This window comes from Paracoccaceae bacterium Fryx2 (assembly GCA_032334235.1).
Classification (GTDB): domain Bacteria; phylum Pseudomonadota; class Alphaproteobacteria; order Rhodobacterales; family Rhodobacteraceae; genus JAVSGI01.
This window is the reverse complement of sequence record JAVSGI010000002.1, coordinates 35050-51491: the sequence shown is the minus strand read 5'-3', so window position 1 is coordinate 51491 and position 16442 is coordinate 35050. Positions and strand designations below refer to the sequence as shown.

Here is a 16442-nt window from a genome sequence, read left to right as displayed (position 1 = left end):
GTCGCTGCCTGTTGATTCTGCCGTTCCTTGCTGCACCCGGATTCGCGCAGGTGCTGGATGACCGCCACCTGCCGGTCATACCGCGCACCGAGGCCGAGGTCGCCCGGGTGGCGGCCATTCTGGCACCCCCCACCGATTTTTCGGCCCCCGAGCCCTACGAGGCCGGGTCCGCCGGGGCCGCCACGGTGCGCGCCCGCAGCAATGCCGATGCGTTCAGCCAGTTTTCGGCCAACATGCCGTTCAAGGACGAAATGGCCTTCAAGCTGGGCAATGCGCTGTTTCGCAAGACCTGGGTGGCGGCGCCTGCCTCCACCCTAGCGTCAGACGGGCTGGGGCCGCTATACAACGCCCGCGGCTGTCAGGATTGCCACCTGAAGGACGGGCGCGGCCATCCGCCCGAGGGGGCGGCGGACGGGCGGGTTTCGATGTTCCTGCGGCTGTCGGTGCCGGGCGGGCCTTCGCCCGAAGGGATCGAGGACTGGCTGGCAACCCAGCCCGACCCGACCTATGGCGGCCAGTTGCAGGATATGGCCGCGCCGGGCCACACCGCCGAGGGCCGGATGGAGGTTGCCTATACCGAACAGCCGGTGACCCTTGCCGACGGGCTGGTGGTGTCGCTGCGTGCGCCGGCATATGCTTTTTCAAACCCCGGCCACGGCGCGCCGCACCCGGACCTGATGCTGTCGCCGCGCGTCGCGCCGCAGATGATCGGGCTTGGCCTGCTGGAGGCGATTCCGGCGGCCGACATCCTCGCCCGGCAAGACCCGGATGATGCGGACGGCGACGGCATCTCGGGTCGCGCGTCCATCGTGCCCTCGGTCGAGTTCGGCGTGCCGATGCTGGGCCGCTTTGGCTTCAAGGGCGGGGCGCCCACGGTCAGGGAACAGTCGGCCGGGGCCTTTGCGGGCGACATGGGGCTTTCCAGCCCGCTGCACCCCGACCCATGGGGCGATTGCACCGCAGCGCAGGCCGATTGCCGCAGCGCGCAGCATGGGCAGGAAGCCGATCTCCGCGACGGGCTGGAGGTTGACGGAGAAAGCCTTGATCTGGTGGCGTTCTATTCCCGCAACCTCGGCGTGCCGAAACGGCGCGGGGTCGATGACCCCCGGGTGCTGCGCGGCAAGGCGGTGTTTCACGACCTGAACTGCACCGGCTGCCACACGCCCAAGCACGTCACGCACCGGCTTGACGGCCAGCCCGAGCAAAGCTTCCAGCTGATCTGGCCCTATACCGACCTGTTGCTGCACGACATGGGCGAAGGGTTGGCCGACCACCGACCCGAAGGCCGCGCCACGGGCACGGAATGGAAGACTCCGCCGCTGTGGGGCATCGGGCTGACGCGGCAGGTTTCCGGCCACAGCCAGTTCCTGCACGACGGCCGCGCCCGCAGCCTGCTGGAGGCGATCCTGTGGCACGGCGGCGAGGCCGAGGCCGCCCGCGACGGCGTCACCGCCCTGCCCGCCGCCGACCGCAACGCGCTGATTGCCTTTCTGGAGAGCCTGTGATGCGCCTTGCCCTTCTGCTGATCGTGCTGGCCACCCCGGCCCGGGCCGATTTCACCGAGACCGTGCGCGACCATATCCTGCCGGGCCAGGCCGCTTTCGCGGCGGCCACGGCAGTGCTTGCCGAAACCACGGCGCAAGGCTGCGATCCGGCGGAGGTGCAGCCCGCGTTCCATGCGGCCTATGACGCCTGGATGGCGGTGCAGCACCTGCGGTTCGGCCCGGTGGAAACCGATGGCCGCAGCCTGGCGATTGCCTTCTGGCCCGACCCGAAGGCGATCGGGGAACGGGCGCAACGCGCGCTGTTGCTGGCAGATCCCGCCGTGCTGGAGCCTGCCGCCTTTGCCGAACAATCGGTTGCCGCACGCGGCTTGCCCGCGCTGGAGCGGCTGCTTTATCCCGCCGAGCCGCTGGCGGCAGACCCCTGCCCGCTGATTCGCGCCACCGCCGCCGATCTGGCCCGCATTGCCGCCGAAGTGAACGAAGGCTGGACCGGCGGCTTTGCCGATCTGCTGCTGACGGCGGGCGAGCCGGGCAACACCACCTACCTGACCCGCCCCGAGGCGCGGCAGGCGCTGTTCACCCAGCTTGCCGCGGGGCTGGAGTTTCTGGACGATCAGCGCCTTGGCCGGCCGCTGGGCAGCTTCACGACGCCGCGCCCCGAACGCGCCGAGGCCCGCGCCTCGGGCCGGTCGCTGCGCAACATCCTTCTGGCCTTGCAGGCGATGCGCGGCATGGTGGAAACCCTGACGCCAGACGCGCCGTTGACCATCGCCGCCTTCGACCATGCCATTGCCGTGGCAACCGGGCTGGATGATCCTGTCCTGGTCGGGGTGGCAGACCCCGAAGGGCGCCTGAAGGTCGAGATCCTGCAACAGGCGGTGGTCGCGCTGCGCGGGGTCATCCTGGCCGAACTGGCCCCCGAAATGGATGTGGGCATCGGCTTCAACGCCCAGGACGGAGATTGACATGACCAGCCGCCGCGCCTTTCTGGCCGGGTTCGCGGCGCTTGCCCTGCCCTTCCCGACCTGGGCCGATGCGGGCAGCCCCGCCTTCCTTGCCGCCGCCAGGGAGGGCGACGGCTATCGGCTGCACGGGCTTTCGGCTGCGGGCGAAAGCCTGTTTTCCCTGCCCCTGCCCGCGCGCGGCCATGCGGCGGCGGCCCACCCCGACCGGCCGCTGGCCGTGGCCTTTGCCCGCCGACCCGGCACCTTCGCGCTTGTGATCGACTGTGCCGGCGGCACTGCGGGCCACCGCCTGACCCCGCCCGAAGGGCGCCAGTTCAACGGGCACGGCGTGTTTTCGGCCGGGGGAGAGGTGCTTTACACCTCGGAAGTGGTGGCCGAAACCTCGCAGGGGCGCATCGGCCTGTGGGAAACCGCGGGGTTCACCCGGATCGGTGAATGGGCCTCGGGCGGAATCGGGCCGCATGATCTGAAGCGGCTGGCGGATGGCAGCCTGATCGTCGCCAATGGCGGCATCGCCACCGATCCGGGCGACCGCAGCAAGCTGAACCTGCCCGACATGCGCCCGAACCTGACCCGGCTTTCCGCGACCGGCACGGTGCTGGATCAGGCCGAGCTGCCGCCCGGGCTGCACCGGAACTCGATCCGCCATCTGGCACTCGGGCCCGATGGCCGCATTGCCTTCGCCATGCAATGGGAGGGCGACCCCGCAGAGCCGGTGCCGCTGCTGGGCCTGTGGACGCCGGGGCACCCTGCCCTGCTGTGCCCGGCACGCCCGGCCGAGGCGTTGCGGATGCGGGGCTATGCCGGTTCGGTCGCGATGACGCCTGCGGGAGAGATGGCGATCACCTCGCCGCGCGGCGGGGTGGTGATGCTGTTCGGCAGGGATGGCGCGCCCCTTGCCACCCACAGCCGCGCCGACATCTGCGGTGTCGCCGCCGATGCCTCCGGGCAGCTCGTCGCCAGTGACGGGCTCGGCTCGCTGTGGCGGGTCGGGACCGAAGGGCTGACCCTGCTGACCAGCCGGGCCAGCGCCTGGGACAACCATCTGGTGCCGGTCTTTGCCGGCAGCGCGTAGCGTCCTAGACCAGACCCTCGATCCGAGCCCCGTCGAAGCCTTGCAGCGCGGCCTCGATGGTGGCCCGGTCCGGCATCAGGCAGGCGGCGGTGGACAGCGCATCGGCCACCGCAGCCGTTGGCGCGGAAACCGAAACCTGCCGCCACGGGTTCGGCGCGGGCAGGCCGCTGTGCGGCTCCAGGATGTGGCCCACCCTGCCGGCCTGATCGAACACCGTGCCAAGCGTGGCCGAGGTCGCCAGCGCCCGGCCGGACAGCGCCAGCCTGCCGCCGGTGGTCAGCGTCACCGGCCAGCCGCCACCCGCCGGCATTCCGCCAAGCGCGCGCAATTCGCCGGTGTCGATCAGGATGTCGGTCAACCCTTCGGCTGCCAGCAGGTCGGCCACACGGTCTGCCACGAAGCCCTGCGCCACGCCGTTCAGCGTCAGCGCCATGCCGGGGCGCAGGCGCACGGCGTCGCTTGCAAGGCTGACATCCGGCCAGCCGACCAGCGCGCGGGCGGCGGCAATCTCGGCCGCGCCGGGCTGCGTGCCTTCACTGTATCGCCGGGCATGAAGCGCCCAGAGCGGCTGCACCGTCGGGTCGAACCGCCCCGCCGTGGCGGCATGGACCCGGCCGCAAAGCGCCAGACATTCCAGCAGCTCGAACGGCGGTGCCAGAAGTTCACCGCTTTCGTTCAGACGCGCCAGTGCGGAATCGGCGCGGTAAAGGCTGAAGATCGCCTCAAGGCGCGCCATCTCGGCCACGGCGCGGGCGGTGATCGCCGCCGCATCGGGGTGTGCCAGGTGGATCGAGGCCGCCGCCCCAAGCGCCACGCCGCGCCATGCGAAAAGATCGGCATGCGCGGGAAGGGCCGCGAGCCCCGCCGCCGCCGCCGAAATCGCGATGAACCGCCGCCGGGTCAGCGTTGCCATGTCAGCCTCCTGTCTGCTGGCCCAGCCGTCGCAGGCGGGCCCTGAAATCCTCGTCTTCGCCGCCAAGGTCCGCCACTGTCGGCACCACATCGGCGTGGGGAATGTCGTCAAGCGCCAGCACCCGGCCGCCATGCGCCCCGGCAAAGGCTGCGGCCTTGGCGCTGTCGCGGAACGGCACCAGCTCGGCCACCCCCATGCCGCCCATCCGGTCGCTGCCGACCACGAAGACCACATCGGCCAGCGGCGCCCAGTTGCCGGGCCCCGGGTCTTCCCAACTGGCGGCTGCCCCCATGTCGTTGACATAGACCGCCGTCACCGCATGGCTTTGCTCGGGCATTCGCAGGTAGGCCACCACGTCGCGCACCTGGCTGTAGAACAGCGGCGCGCCGGGCAGGCCGTCAAGATGCACCTGACCTTTCGGGCCGGGATGTTCCAGCAGGTTCATCTGGCAGTAATAGCCCACCGTTTCCGGTGTCAGGTCAACGGGTTGCGGAAGGGCGGCGGTTTCCTCGCGACAGGCGGCCAACAGAAGTATCAGGGCAAGCGCGCGTTTCATGGTGTCACCTTTCGGAATGCCGCGATGGCAAGGGCAAGGGCCACGGGCGGCCAGAGCAGGATCGAGGTCAGCGACTGCCAGACCGGAATCGCGTTGGCCGCGCCAGAGATGCCCGCCGCCGCGGCGGTGGCCTGCGATGCGGCCAGATTGTAAAGCCGGAAGGCATCGGCCGGGTTGGCCAGCAGGGCATAGGGGAACACGGTGGTGGTGAAGGTGCCGCCGTCATCGGCCACCACGGCGGCCAGCAGGCCCAGATCGTAAAGCACGATCATCACCAGCCACAGCCCGATCGCCAGCCCCGCCGCCCCGGAGGGCCTGCGCGACAGCGCCGAGATCGCATAGCCCACCCCCAGAAAGGTCGCGCCCAGCAGCATCGACGACCACATCAGCCGCCACAGCGCGGGCAGGCCGCTGGCCGCCTCGGGGTCCACCGCGATGGCGGCCCCGGCGGCCACGCCATAGCCCGCCGCCACCGCCAGCGTCAGAATCGCCAGATGCGCCAGCAGCTTGCCCAGCAAAACCTCGGCCCGCGATACCGGATAGGTCAGCAGCAACGGCAGCGTGCCGCGCTCCACCTCGCCCGCCACCGCGTCGAACGACATCAAGAGCGCCACCAGCGGCACGAGATAGACCGCAAGGCTGGTCAGGCTGGCGACCGTGACCGACAGCCGGTCTGCCCCCAGCGCGCCGGAAGGGGCCGAACCCGCCGCCGAAAGCACCAGGGAAAACAGCACCATCATCACGACGGCGATACTGACCCAGCGGTTGCGCACCGCGATGCGGGTTTCGGCGGCGGCGGTGGCGAGGATGCGCCTCATTGACCGTCCCTCCGGCTGAAATGGCTGTAGATGTCTTCGAGACTGGGGGGCAGCACGTCGAGATCGGCCACCAGACCGCCCAACGCCGTGATGCGGGTCAGCACGGCCAGCTTGGCGTCTTGCGCGCAGGTCAGGGTCAGCGCGCCGCCCTGCGCCATCGCCTCGGGCAGCGCGGCCTGCACAGCCGCCAGCGCGCCGTCGCGGGGCGTGACGTGCAGCGTTACCGGCAGGGCGGCGCTGCGGCGCAGGTCGGCCAGGGTGCCGCCGGCCACCAGCGCGCCCTGCGACAGGATCACGATGCGGTCGGTGCGCGCCTCCACTTCCGTCAGCGCGTGCGATGACAGCAGGATTGCAGCGCCGTCAGCCGCCAACCCGTCGAGCAGCGCATAGAAATCGCGGCGCGAAACCGGGTCGAGGCCCGAGGTCGGCTCGTCCAGCACCAGCAGTTTCGGCTTGCCGATCAGCGCCTGCGCCAGCCCGACCCGCTGGCGCATCCCCTTGGAATAGGTGCCGATCCGCCGCCCTGCCGCCGCGTGCAGGCCGACGCGTTCCAGCAGCGCAAGTGCCTCGCGCGGGCTTTCGCCGCGCAGAGACAGGTAGAAGCGCATCTGTTCCAGCCCGGTCAGCGAGGGGTGGAACGCCACGTTTTCCGGCAGATAGGCGGTGGCTCCGCGCGCCTCTGCCGACCCCGGTGCAGCGCCCGTCACCCTCACCTCGCCGCCGTCATGCGGGATCAGGCCGAGGATGATCTTCATCATCGTCGATTTCCCGGCACCGTTGTGACCCAGCAGCGCCACCCGTTCGCCGGGCGCCACCGTCAGCGACACGTCGGACAGCACCGCCACCCCGGCATAGGTCTTAGTGAGTTGTTTCAGCATCAAGCTCTGCATCGTCCGTCGTTTCTTTCAGCCAGCGGCCGGCCACGTCGGTTGCCATCGCGGCAATCCCGGGGGGCAGCGGCATTTCGGTGGGTGCCATCAGCGGATGGCTGTCGACCACCCCGCCGGGCAGCGTTGCGGGAAAGCTGGATTGCGACCAGCGGATCAGCTGCACGGCGGGCGAGCCCAGCAGCAGGCTGGCGGCGGGCTGCGACCACAGGATGCTGTCCATCAGATCATTGGGGCGGAAGGGGCTGTCGGCCAGCCCGTCGCCGTTCAGATCGAAGGCCGGGTGGTCGGACCAGAAGTTGCCCCGCCCCTCCAGGCTCCATTCGATGTTGCGGGTGCCGACGTATTTCACCTGCTCGCGGTTGCCGACAAAGGCGTTGCCGGTCATTGCGTTCTTTTCCGAACCGGCGGTGAAGTGGATGCCGATGTCGCAGCCCTCGAACCGGTTGCCGACGATCAGGTTGCGGTTGGCGTTGTAGATGAAGGTGCATTTCTCGGCCCCCCGAACGAGGTTGCCCGAAATGTCGGACTTGTTGGCGAAGTTCAGCATCACGCCGTGGCTGCGGTCGCCCAGGCTTTTGTTGCCCGTGACCGACACCCGGTCGGAAAACATGATGGCATAGCCCAGATGGTTGCCGATGCTGATGTTGCCTGTCACCTCGGAATCGTGGGTGTACATGTAGTGGACGGCAAAGCGCAGGTCGCGGAACAGGTTGCGGCGGAAGGTGCCGCGCTTCGAGGCATTGGTGAAGATGCCATCGCGGCCCCAGCGCACAGAGTTGTCCTCGATCACCGTGCCGGGGGCGTTCCAGACGTAAAAGCCGTTGCCGCGTTCGTTCATGTGCAGGTTTCGGCGGCCCTCGATGGTATTGCCGCGCACCATCGTGTCGATGCCGCCATGCACATCGACGCCGTGCATGTTGTCGGTCAGGCGATTGTCTTCCACCAGCGCGCGCCGCACGCCCCGGACGACCTTGATCCCCGAGTCGATGTCCTCGTTCCGGCTGCCGGAGTTCTGCACCGTCAGCCCGCGCAACGTCACGTCATCGGCGGTGATGGTGACCACCGTGCCTTTGCCGCCGCCGTCGATCACCGCCACGCCACGGCCGTCGATCACCAGCGGGCGATCGACCACCACCGGGCCGGTGTGGACACCAGCCGACAGCAGCAGCACATCGCCGGGGGCAGCCCCGGCGATGGCGCGTTGCAGGGCGCCCGCCCCGGACGGCACGGCAATATCGGCCGCCCGTGCCACCGGCGCCAGCAGCAGACAGGCCGCGATGATCCGAAGCAGGCGCATGGCTCAGGCCTCCTTCGGTTCGACGAACATCCGGCCGCGCATTTCCATGTGCAGGGCGTGGCAGAACCACTGGCAGTAATACCAGTAGACCCCCGGATTGGCCGCGACGAAGGTCACCGACGCGGTGGCCTGCGGCGAGATTTCCATCGCGACCCCGTGGTTGCCCATGGTGAAGCCGTGGGTCAGGTCGTCGATGTCGTCAAGGTTGGTGACGATCACCGTCACCTCGTCGCCCTCGGTCACGGTAAAGCTTTCCAGCGCAAAGGTCGGTGCCTGCGAGGTCATGTAGACCCGCACCTTGTTGCCGTCGCGGATCACCGTATCCTGCCAGTCGTCCAGGTCGATGCCGTCGGCCTCGGCCTGCTTGCGGGTTGCGGCCCACATGCGGTCCTGCCTGTCCCATATCGACAGCGGGTTGATCTTCGAGGCATGGACGGCAATCGCGTCATGCGGTTCGGCAAAGTTGGGGCCGTCATGCAGGAGCACCATCTTGTCGCCGGAAATGTCGATCAGCTGGTCGTTCTCGGGTTTCAGGGGGCCGACGTTCAGGAAGCGGTCTTTCGAGAACTTGCACAGGCAGACCAGCCACTTGCCCTCTGCCTCCAGCGTTTCGCCCATCAGGGTCTTCAGGTGGCCGGGCTGGTAATGCACGTCGATCTTGTCCCTGATCGGATCGACCGCTTCCCCCGCATAGGCGCGCACTGCGTCTTCGATGTTCCACTTCACCACCTGGCTGTCGAGGAACAGCGAGGTGTAGGCGTTGCCCGACCCGTCGAACGCCGTGTGCAGCGGCCCCAGACCCAGTTCGGGTTCGGCCACCACCACCGAGCGCGGATCGGCGTCGGTGGCAAAGATCGTGTCCAGCTTCGTCACGTCGATCACCGTCACCGTGGGCGACAGCTTGCCGCCGATGCACAGGTGCTTCTTGTCGGGCGCCATGTTGCAGCCGTGGGGGTTGTTGGCGATCGGGATGTAGCGGGTATAGTTCTTGTTCTGGCCCTTGCGGCCGTCGATGATCCTGACGCCGTTCAGTTCCTGGAAATCGCCCGCCGCGATGCCCTTCTCGATTTCGGCGATGTTGAACACCACCACGTGATCCATCTCGGCGGCAGTCATGTCGGCCAGCGTCATGCCCATTTCCGAGTTGTACGAGGTCGAGAACGCCCATTTGCCCTCGTAATCGGCATCGGTGTTGTCGAGGTTGCCCGACACGATCACCTGCCACGCCACCGTCATCTCGTCGGCGTTGATCGCGGTGAAGATGTTCACATAGGTCGAGGGGTCGGTCATGGTCGAGCCGTCGTTGACCAGCGGCGCCTCGTCCTCGCCGTTGGCGAAGATATAGTTGGTGCGCGGCCATTTCTGCGGGCGCATCCCGTGGATGGCCTTGGCGTTCGGCACTTCCAGGATCTTGTCGCATTTCATCACGTCGACGCGCACCCGGGCAACGCGGGTGTTGGCCTTGTCGTTCATGAACAGGAAGCGGCCGTCATACTTGCCCTCGGTCATCGACATGTGAAGGTGATGCAGGTCGCCGTTGTCGTGCATCTTCTTGCCGTTGGCGGCCAGATGGCGGCGGGTCTTTTCGGTCAGCCCCTCGTTGAGGATGGCCAGCGATTCATTGGTCTGGCCCCAGCCGGTGGCCGAGCAGCGGTTGAAGACCGGCACCCGCATCAGCTCGCGCATCGACGGAATGCCGAGGATCCGCATCTCGCCCGATTGGCCCGAGGACCAGAAGCCGTAGTACTCGTCCAGTTGGCCCGGGGCAACCGACCCTGCCGCATCGGATGCAGCCCGGGCCGCCCCCGACGTCAGCGCGGCGATGCCGGCCGCTCCGCCACCCAGCGCCAGACGGCCGCCAAAGGCCCCGGCCAGTGCGGCCCCGCCCGCCGTGGCGCCCAGCAGGCCCCGGCGGCTGATCCCTGTCTTGGTTTCGTCAGTCATTTCATGCACCCATTCTGTTGGTGGTGGAAGGAACGGCCCCGACCGGGCTGGCCGAAACGGCGTCACGCCGCTTCAGCTGCTTGATCACGACGGGGCAGATGGTTTTCGAGCGGTAAAGCACCTGGCAATTCAGGCAGTTCAGGCATTCGTTGGGGTTTATTTCCCCAGTCGGATGAATGGCTTGCACCATGCATTCGTTGGCGCAGGTCTGGCAGGGGTTGCCACATTCGCGATAGCGCTTCAGCCAGTCGAACATGCGCAGCCGCGCGGGGATCGCCAGTGCCGCCCCCAGCGGGCACAGGTAGCGGCAATAGAACCGCTCGACGAACAGCCCCGCCACCAGCAGCGCCACGACATAGGCCACGAAGGGCCAGGCGCGTATGAACTTCATCACGATGGCGGTCTTGAAGGGTTCGACCTCGGCCAGATGCTCGGCCTGTTCGATGGACGCCAGCGACACGCCGAACAGGCCAAGGAAGATCATGTATTTCAGCGGCCACAGCCGTTCGTGCAGGCCCCAGGGCAATGTCCATTGCGGGATGCGCAGGGCCTTGGCAATGCGGTTGGTCAGCTCCTGCAAGGCGCCGAAGGGGCACAGCCAGCCGCAATAGGCGCCGCGCCCCCAGAACAGCAGGGCGGCGGCCAGCGCGAACCACAGGATGAAGGTCAGCGGGTCCAGGAGGAACGCCTGCCAGCTGAACCCGCTGACCAGCGCGCCGAACAGCGCCATCAGGTTGACCACCGAAAGCTGCGCGTTTGCATACCAGCCAAGGAACACCAGCGTGACGGTCAGAAAGCCGATGCGGAACCAGAAGAACACGCGGGCATTGCGGGTGAAGTAGTTCTGGAAGAAGAACACCGCGGTCAGCACCAGCAGCATCGCGCCAAGGCCCGCGATCTGGAACCGCTTGTCCCACCAGATGCGCTGCCACAGCGCCTGCTGGGCGGCCGCCTCATCGGCCGAGACGACAGGACCGGGGCTGGTAACGGCGGAAACGATCTTGCGCAGGTAACGCTCCGGCAACTGGTAGCCGAGGTCGAAGGTGGTGTAGGCCCGTTCCGTCGCCGCCACCGCGCGCTGCACCAGCAGTTGCAGCCGGAACGGCCGGGTCGGGTCGAACCCCACATCGGCGGGAATGCGGAACAGGTCGACTTCGGTGAACGCGGGCGCGCCGCTGGTGGTCAGCGCGACCAGCCGCTTGTGCTGGCGGTCGTGAAAGCGCACCGAGATGTCGTCCTGCACCAGGACGATCCGGTCGAAGATACCGCCGCGCACATAGCCCGACCCCTTGAACGAATAGCTGCCGCGCCCGGCCACCAGAATGGCATGTTCGCCCGGCTTGAGGGTGGCGACGAGGTTGGCATATTCGGCCTCGCCCAGCACGGCCTTGCCGATGGCGGGCACCGAAACCAGCGCCAGCTGCATCTCGGAGAACAGGTCGGTAGGGGCGCCCGGTTCGGGCCGGGAGGCGGCGCGCGAGTCGGGGCCTGCGGCAAAGGCCGTGTTGACCTGCGCCACATCCAGCGCCAGCCGCCGCACCGTGCCATCGCCCGCCAGCCCGACCCAGTCGGTCGGGGCCTGTGCTTCCGGGTCAAGCTCGACCGTCGGGCCCACCACGACATCGGGCTTCAGCCCGCCCAGCCCCAGCGCCCGCGCCACTTTCAGGCCCGAGCGCACGATGGAATCGTCGATCACCATCACCGTGACCGTCGCGCCAGAGATGATGTTCAGATCGTGGCCAGAGCCGTTGACCGCGGCCTCTGCCACCAGATCAAGCCCGATGTAGCCTGCGACCATCGCCTTGACCTTGGCATCGGGGATGCCGATCAGGACGATCGGTTCCGAATGCTTGACCAGCTGCACGCCGATCACCCTGGCATCCGGCCCCAGCGCGACCATGGTGTGAATGGGCTTGCCCGAATAGCCGGTGGTCGAAACGAAATCCGAAGTGACGAAAGCCCAGCCGATGGTCTGGCCGCCCTGCAGCACCGGCGCGGCCGCCACATCGCCGCGGATCGCGCCGAAAGCGTCAGCCCCCGCCACCAGATCGGCCGTGGCAACCTCGCCCAGGAATTGTTCCAGCACGCTGCCCTGCGCATGGGCCAGCGTCGGGGCGGCGATCGCCAGCACCAGCGCAACAAGAAGTCGAAGAACAGTCGGCAAGAGCATGGGTCAGACCTTGATCGGGGGCGCGCGGGCGCATTGGCGGATCGCCAGGGGCCTGACGGGCGAAGGGGTGGCGCACGGCGGGGCAAGCCGCCGGGCAGAAGGTGCCGCACGCTGCGGCCCTGCCGGTGCTGCCGCATCCAGCAGCGGGGCAGACAGGCAGGCCGGGCATCGGGTGCAATCCGTCTTCGGCAACGCAGGAACCGGCACGCCATCCTGACCGATCACCACCGTCTGCGGCCCCTCGCCGCCACACAGCACCATCGTCATTCCGAGGCCGGTCTGCGCCATGGCCACGCCCGACGCAGCCTGCGCCGCCCCTGCCACCGCAAGGGTGCAGGCAAGAACAAGGCACAGAAGGGACCGCAGGATGCTTCGCATGATGCTGCACCTTTACCGGTGATTCCGACCCTCGCCTTGATAAAGATCAAATATAATATCTTTTTTAGCGCGGGGCCGCCCCTGCCGGAAATCCATGATGCGGATCAAGGACAGCGCCCGGCGCGCGCCATACCGCAGCATCATCGGCCGTCCTTGCCAGGAGATTCAGGCGTGCGCTTGACCAAATTCACCGACTATTCGCTGCGCATCCTGATCTATGTCGCGGCCAGGGGCGGCGAGCGCACCACCATCGAGGACGCGGCGCTGCATTTCGGAATCTCGATGGCGCACCTGAAGAAGGTGGTGCTGCACCTCAGCCGCGCGGGTTTCCTGCATGGCAACCGCGGACGAACCGGCGGGTTCGAACTGGCCCGCGCGCCCGATCTGATCAACATCGGGGCCGTCATCCGCAGCACCGAGCCCGATTTCGGCCTGTTCGAATGCTTTCTGGAGGGCAACACCTGCGCGATAACCCGGCCCTGCCGCCTGCCCACCATCGGCCACGAGGCGCTGCACGCCTTTCTCGGGGTTTTCGACCGCTACACGCTGGCCGACGTTCTGTTGCGCCCCGACCTTTTCGTTACCCCGTCCAGCGGCGCACTTCAGCCGGTGCGCCGCTTCCCATGATCGCGGCCCTGCCCCGCCGTCCAGTCGCCCCGGGTCAGCGACCTGACCGGGCGCCCGCCTGTTTCACCCTCGGCACCGCCGCAAGCGGGCTGGACAAGCGGGGCGTATTGCGGGCACCTCTGGGGAAAACGGGGGTGAACATGCAGCTTTTCGGATTGACCGGCCGGAACGCCCTGGTCAGCGGGGCCAGCCGGGGCCTTGGCCGGGGCATGGCGCTGGCGCTGGCAGAGGCGGGGGCCGATGTGGTGGTGACCGGGCGCGATGTCGCGGCGCTGGAGGATACCGCCGCCGCGATCCGCGCGCTTGGGCGGCGGGCGCTGCCGCTGGCGCTGGACATGCGCGCGCCGGAAGGGTTTCAGGCGGCCATCGACGCCGCCGAGGCCGGTTTCGGCCCGATCGGCGTGCTGGTGAACAATGCCGGGATGGAACAGGTCTGCCCCTCGGAAGACCTGACGCCCGCAACATGGGATGCGATTCTCGACACCAACCTGCGCGGGGCCTTCTTCCTGACGCAGGCCGTGGCGCGGCACATGCTGGCACGGCGGGCGGGGTCGGTGATCAACCTGTGTTCGCTGACCTCATACGTCGGGGTGCCGACGGCGGTGCCTTACGGCGCGTCGAAATCGGGCCTGCTGGGCATGACGCGGGCGCTTTCTGCGGAATGGGCGCGGCGCGGCGTTCGGGTCAACGCGCTGGCGCCCGGCTATTTCCGCACCGCGATGACCGAAGGCTTCTATGCCGATCAGGGCTGGGCAGCCGGGATGCTGGCCAGGATCCCGCAAGGGCGCTTTGGCCTGCCCGACGATCTGGCGGGGGCGGTGGTGTTCTTTGCCTCGGATGCCTCGGGTTACGTCACCGGGCAGTGCCTTGGCATCGACGGCGGCTATCTGGCCGCGATCTGACCGGCCGGGGAGGGGGCAGGGGGCGTGGCAAACCGCCCCTTCCGGGCCGATCAAGTCTATACATGACGAATCCGCCGCGTTACGCTTGCCGGTGGCTGGCGCAGGTCTGTTGCGGGCCGTCCCTCGCCCTTTGAAATGGCCTGACGCATGTCCTCTGCCCCTGCCGCCTTGCCCGCAACCGACCGCCCGGCCGTCTCGGTGCGCGGGGTCTGCATGGATTTCGGCGGTGGCGCGCTGGCGGTGGCCGATGCCGGCTTCGATCTGGCGAAGGGCCGGTTTCTGACGATCCTCGGGCCGTCGGGGTCGGGCAAGACCACGCTTCTGCGGATGATCGCGGGCTTCCAGACCCCCACGCGCGGCGAGATCTTCATCGGCGGAGAGCCGGTCAGCAAGGTCGCCCCCCACAAGCGCGCCATCGGCATGGTGTTCCAGAAGCTGGCGCTCTTTCCGCACCTGACTGCGGCGCAGAACGTGGCCTTCCCGCTGAAGATGCGGCGCTGGGATGCGCGCGAGATCGACGCCCGAGTGGCGCAGTTTCTGGAACTGGTGCGGCTCGGCGGGCTGGGAACGCGGCGGATTCACGAGTTGTCGGGCGGCCAGCAGCAGCGCGTCGCCATCGCCCGCGCGCTGGTATTCCAGCCCGACCTCTTGTTGCTCGACGAACCGCTGGCCGCCCTTGACCGCAAGCTGCGCGAGGAGATGCAGCTTGAGTTTCGCCGCATCCAGAAGGAACTCGGCGTGACCACGATCAACGTGACGCATGACCAGCGCGAGGCGCTGGTGGTCTCGGACGAGGTCATCGTGATGGACGGCGGGCGCATCCAGCAGAACGCCCGGCCGGTTGATCTTTACCGCGACCCGGCCAACCTTTTCGTGGCGGGCTTCATCGGCGTGACCAGCTTCCTGTCGGGGCAGGCCACGGCGAACGGGCTTTCCGTGGCGGGGGTCGATTGTGCCGCCATCCATCGCGGCGCGGTGTCAGCGGGTGCGCCGGTGCGCGGCGCCATCCGGGCCGAACAGATCCGCATCGCGCCCGATGCCGCGGGGCTGCCGGTGCTGGATACCGTTCTTGCGGGCCGGGTGCGCGACGTGATCTTCGAAGGCGAGCGCCAGCTTTACGAGGTGGCCCTTCCCGCGCTTGGCGATCAGGTGGTGCAGATCTACCATCACGACGCGGTGCATTTCGGGCTGATCGGGCCGGGCCAGACGGTCGCGATCGGATGGAACCGCGCCGACATGATCCTGTTTCCGGCCCAAACCCAAATCCAACAAACCGCAACAAGGAGAGTCCCATGACCCACACCCCACGCCCCCTGTCGCGCCGCGCCATCCTGCGCGGCGGTGCCGCTTTCGGCGGGGCTGCCCTGATCTCGTCGCTGTCGGGGGGCCGCGCGCTGGCCGCCGAGCCGGAAAAGCCCGCCGAACTGATCGTCCGCGCCTGGGGCGGATCGTGGGTCGAGGCGCTGAAGGCCGGGGTGTCCGACCCCTTCACCGCCGCGACCGGCATCACCATCCGCCACGACCTGACCGAAGACAACGAGATTCAGCCGAAAGTCTGGGCCGCCGCCGCACAGGGCCGCGTGCCGCCGATCCACATCAACTGGGACACCACGACCAACGCCACCAAATCGGCGCTGCGCGGCGTGGCCGAAGACCTGTCTGACCTCAGCAATCTGGCGGGCACCACCGATCTGGCCAAGCCGGTCGGGGTAGAGGGCTACCCGATCGTCAACACCTACGGCTATGTCTACGTGCTGGCCTACCGCCCCGAGGCTTTCCCCGACGGCGCGCCGAAATCCTGGACCGAGCTTCTGGACCCGAAGTTCAAGGGCCGGATCGCGCTCTATAACGACGGCATCGGCTTCCACTTCCCGGCGCAGGTCGCGGGCGGCGGCACACTGGAGGATATTCCGGGCAACATGGATGCCTGCTGGGCTTTCGTCGAGAAGATGAAGGCGCAGGAACCGCTGCTGGGCGAAGACCCCGACTTCACCACCTGGTTCCAGAATGGTGAGATCGACGCCGCCTGCACCATTTCCACCAACGCCCGCGAGGCGCGCAAGAACGGCGTCAACATCGCCTGGACGGTCCCGGTCGAGGGCGCCAAGTTCGACACCGACGGGCTGTGGATTCCGGTCGGCCTGCCCGAGAACGAGCTTTACTGGGCCAAGCAATACATCAACTTCGCCCTGACCAAGGAGGCGCAGCAGGTCTGGCTCGACGGGTTGGGCCTGCCCGGGGTGGTGCCCGGCTTGACCCCCCCGGCCGATCTGGTGGGCGATGCCTCCTACCCGACGCAGCCCGCCGACTTCGAAAGGCTGATCCGCGTTTCGGCGCAGGTTCAGGTGGAAAACGAAAGCGACTGGTTCGGCAAGTTCAAGGCGATCATGCAGGGCTGAGCC

General features: G+C 68.0%; 15 protein-coding genes. 7 read left to right on the top strand and 8 right to left on the bottom strand.

What is annotated here, in order from left to right; translation table 11 throughout:
- Positions 1-8: 8 nt before the first annotated feature.
- The 3 genes from RNZ50_00885 to RNZ50_00875 are packed head-to-tail and all read left to right on the top strand — an operon-like array spanning position 9 to position 3545.
- Complete coding sequence (locus RNZ50_00885) at positions 9-1505, top strand: di-heme oxidoredictase family protein (GenBank protein ID MDT8853608.1); 1497 nt, start codon at positions 9-11, stop codon at positions 1503-1505.
- Entirely contained in the window at positions 1505-2470 is a 966-nt protein-coding gene (locus tag RNZ50_00880; protein MDT8853607.1) for an imelysin family protein, read from the top strand. Before RNZ50_00885 ends, RNZ50_00880 begins: the two co-directional genes overlap by 1 nt.
- A gap of 1 nt (position 2471) precedes the next feature.
- Positions 2472-3545: a DUF1513 domain-containing protein gene (locus RNZ50_00875; protein ID MDT8853606.1), complete on the top strand. Its 1074-nt coding sequence runs from the start codon at positions 2472-2474 to the stop codon at positions 3543-3545.
- A 4-nt stretch (positions 3546-3549) separates the two neighbouring features.
- Here RNZ50_00875 and RNZ50_00870 read toward each other — a convergent pair whose 3' ends face one another.
- Genes RNZ50_00870 through RNZ50_00835 form a run of 8 tightly spaced genes read right to left on the bottom strand, consistent with a single transcriptional unit; the run spans position 3550 to position 12511 of the window.
- Positions 3550-4458, bottom strand: coding sequence for an FAD:protein FMN transferase (locus RNZ50_00870; GenBank protein ID MDT8853605.1), 909 nt, complete (start codon positions 4456-4458; stop codon positions 3550-3552).
- A 1-nt stretch (position 4459) separates the two neighbouring features.
- Positions 4460-5014 (bottom strand): nitrous oxide reductase accessory protein NosL, encoded by a 555-nt coding sequence (locus RNZ50_00865; protein ID MDT8853604.1) that lies wholly within the window; start codon positions 5012-5014, stop codon positions 4460-4462.
- Positions 5011-5832, bottom strand: a complete 822-nt coding sequence (locus RNZ50_00860) for an ABC transporter permease subunit (protein MDT8853603.1) — start codon at positions 5830-5832, stop codon at positions 5011-5013. Before RNZ50_00860 ends, RNZ50_00865 begins: the two co-directional genes overlap by 4 nt.
- Positions 5829-6710 (bottom strand): ABC transporter ATP-binding protein, encoded by an 882-nt coding sequence (locus RNZ50_00855; protein ID MDT8853602.1) that lies wholly within the window; start codon positions 6708-6710, stop codon positions 5829-5831. Before RNZ50_00855 ends, RNZ50_00860 begins: the two co-directional genes overlap by 4 nt.
- Positions 6691-8019, bottom strand: coding sequence for a nitrous oxide reductase family maturation protein NosD (locus tag RNZ50_00850; GenBank protein ID MDT8853601.1), 1329 nt, complete (start codon positions 8017-8019; stop codon positions 6691-6693). Before RNZ50_00850 ends, RNZ50_00855 begins: the two co-directional genes overlap by 20 nt.
- Positions 8020-8022: 3 nt before the next feature.
- Positions 8023-9963, bottom strand: coding sequence for a TAT-dependent nitrous-oxide reductase (gene nosZ / locus RNZ50_00845; GenBank protein MDT8853600.1), 1941 nt, complete (start codon positions 9961-9963; stop codon positions 8023-8025).
- A 1-nt stretch (position 9964) separates the two neighbouring features.
- Positions 9965-12133 carry a 4Fe-4S binding protein gene (locus tag RNZ50_00840; GenBank protein ID MDT8853599.1) on the bottom strand — a complete coding sequence of 723 codons (2169 nt, stop codon included), beginning with the start codon at positions 12131-12133 and terminating at the stop codon, positions 9965-9967.
- Positions 12134-12136: 3 nt separating this feature from the next.
- On the bottom strand, positions 12137-12511 hold the full coding sequence (locus RNZ50_00835; GenBank protein ID MDT8853598.1) for a hypothetical protein: 375 nt from the start codon (positions 12509-12511) through the stop codon (positions 12137-12139).
- 171 nt (positions 12512-12682) lie between these two features.
- Here RNZ50_00835 and RNZ50_00830 point away from each other — a divergent pair, with 171 nt between their 5' ends.
- The 4 genes from RNZ50_00830 (at position 12683) to RNZ50_00815 (ending at position 16439) form a co-directional block, all read left to right on the top strand.
- A complete protein-coding gene (locus tag RNZ50_00830; protein MDT8853597.1) occupies positions 12683-13138 on the top strand; it encodes an Rrf2 family transcriptional regulator in 456 nt (151 codons plus the stop codon).
- A 140-nt stretch (positions 13139-13278) separates the two neighbouring features.
- On the top strand, positions 13279-14040 hold the full coding sequence (locus RNZ50_00825) for a glucose 1-dehydrogenase (GenBank protein MDT8853596.1): 762 nt from the start codon (positions 13279-13281) through the stop codon (positions 14038-14040).
- 147 nt (positions 14041-14187) lie between these two features.
- A complete protein-coding gene (locus RNZ50_00820; GenBank protein MDT8853595.1) occupies positions 14188-15336 on the top strand; it encodes an ABC transporter ATP-binding protein in 1149 nt (382 codons plus the stop codon).
- A complete protein-coding gene (locus RNZ50_00815; GenBank protein MDT8853594.1) occupies positions 15333-16439 on the top strand; it encodes a PotD/PotF family extracellular solute-binding protein in 1107 nt (368 codons plus the stop codon). Before RNZ50_00820 ends, RNZ50_00815 begins: the two co-directional genes overlap by 4 nt.
- The last annotated feature ends 3 nt before the right edge of the window (positions 16440-16442 follow it).

Bases quoted from the DNA above. Each gene is read 5' to 3' on its own strand.
- RNZ50_00820 (MDT8853595.1), top strand. From the start codon at position 14,188: ATGTCCTCTGCCCCTGCCGCCTTGCCCGCAACCGACCGCCCGGCCGTC.
- RNZ50_00875 (MDT8853606.1), top strand. From the start codon at position 2,472: ATGACCAGCCGCCGCGCCTTTCTGGCCGGGTTCGCGGCGCTTGCCCTG.
- RNZ50_00850 (MDT8853601.1), bottom strand. From the start codon at position 8,019: ATGCGCCTGCTTCGGATCATCGCGGCCTGTCTGCTGCTGGCGCCGGTG.
- RNZ50_00860 (MDT8853603.1), bottom strand. From the start codon at position 5,832: ATGAGGCGCATCCTCGCCACCGCCGCCGCCGAAACCCGCATCGCGGTG.
- RNZ50_00870 (MDT8853605.1), bottom strand. From the start codon at position 4,458: ATGGCAACGCTGACCCGGCGGCGGTTCATCGCGATTTCGGCGGCGGCG.
- RNZ50_00840 (MDT8853599.1), bottom strand. From the start codon at position 12,133: ATGCTCTTGCCGACTGTTCTTCGACTTCTTGTTGCGCTGGTGCTGGCG.
- RNZ50_00835 (MDT8853598.1), bottom strand. From the start codon at position 12,511: ATGCGAAGCATCCTGCGGTCCCTTCTGTGCCTTGTTCTTGCCTGCACC.
- RNZ50_00865 (MDT8853604.1), bottom strand. From the start codon at position 5,014: ATGAAACGCGCGCTTGCCCTGATACTTCTGTTGGCCGCCTGTCGCGAG.
- RNZ50_00825 (MDT8853596.1), top strand. From the start codon at position 13,279: ATGCAGCTTTTCGGATTGACCGGCCGGAACGCCCTGGTCAGCGGGGCC.
- RNZ50_00855 (MDT8853602.1), bottom strand. From the start codon at position 6,710: ATGCTGAAACAACTCACTAAGACCTATGCCGGGGTGGCGGTGCTGTCC.
- nosZ (MDT8853600.1), bottom strand. From the start codon at position 9,963: ATGACTGACGAAACCAAGACAGGGATCAGCCGCCGGGGCCTGCTGGGC.
- RNZ50_00815 (MDT8853594.1), top strand. From the start codon at position 15,333: ATGACCCACACCCCACGCCCCCTGTCGCGCCGCGCCATCCTGCGCGGC.
- RNZ50_00880 (MDT8853607.1), top strand. From the start codon at position 1,505: ATGCGCCTTGCCCTTCTGCTGATCGTGCTGGCCACCCCGGCCCGGGCC.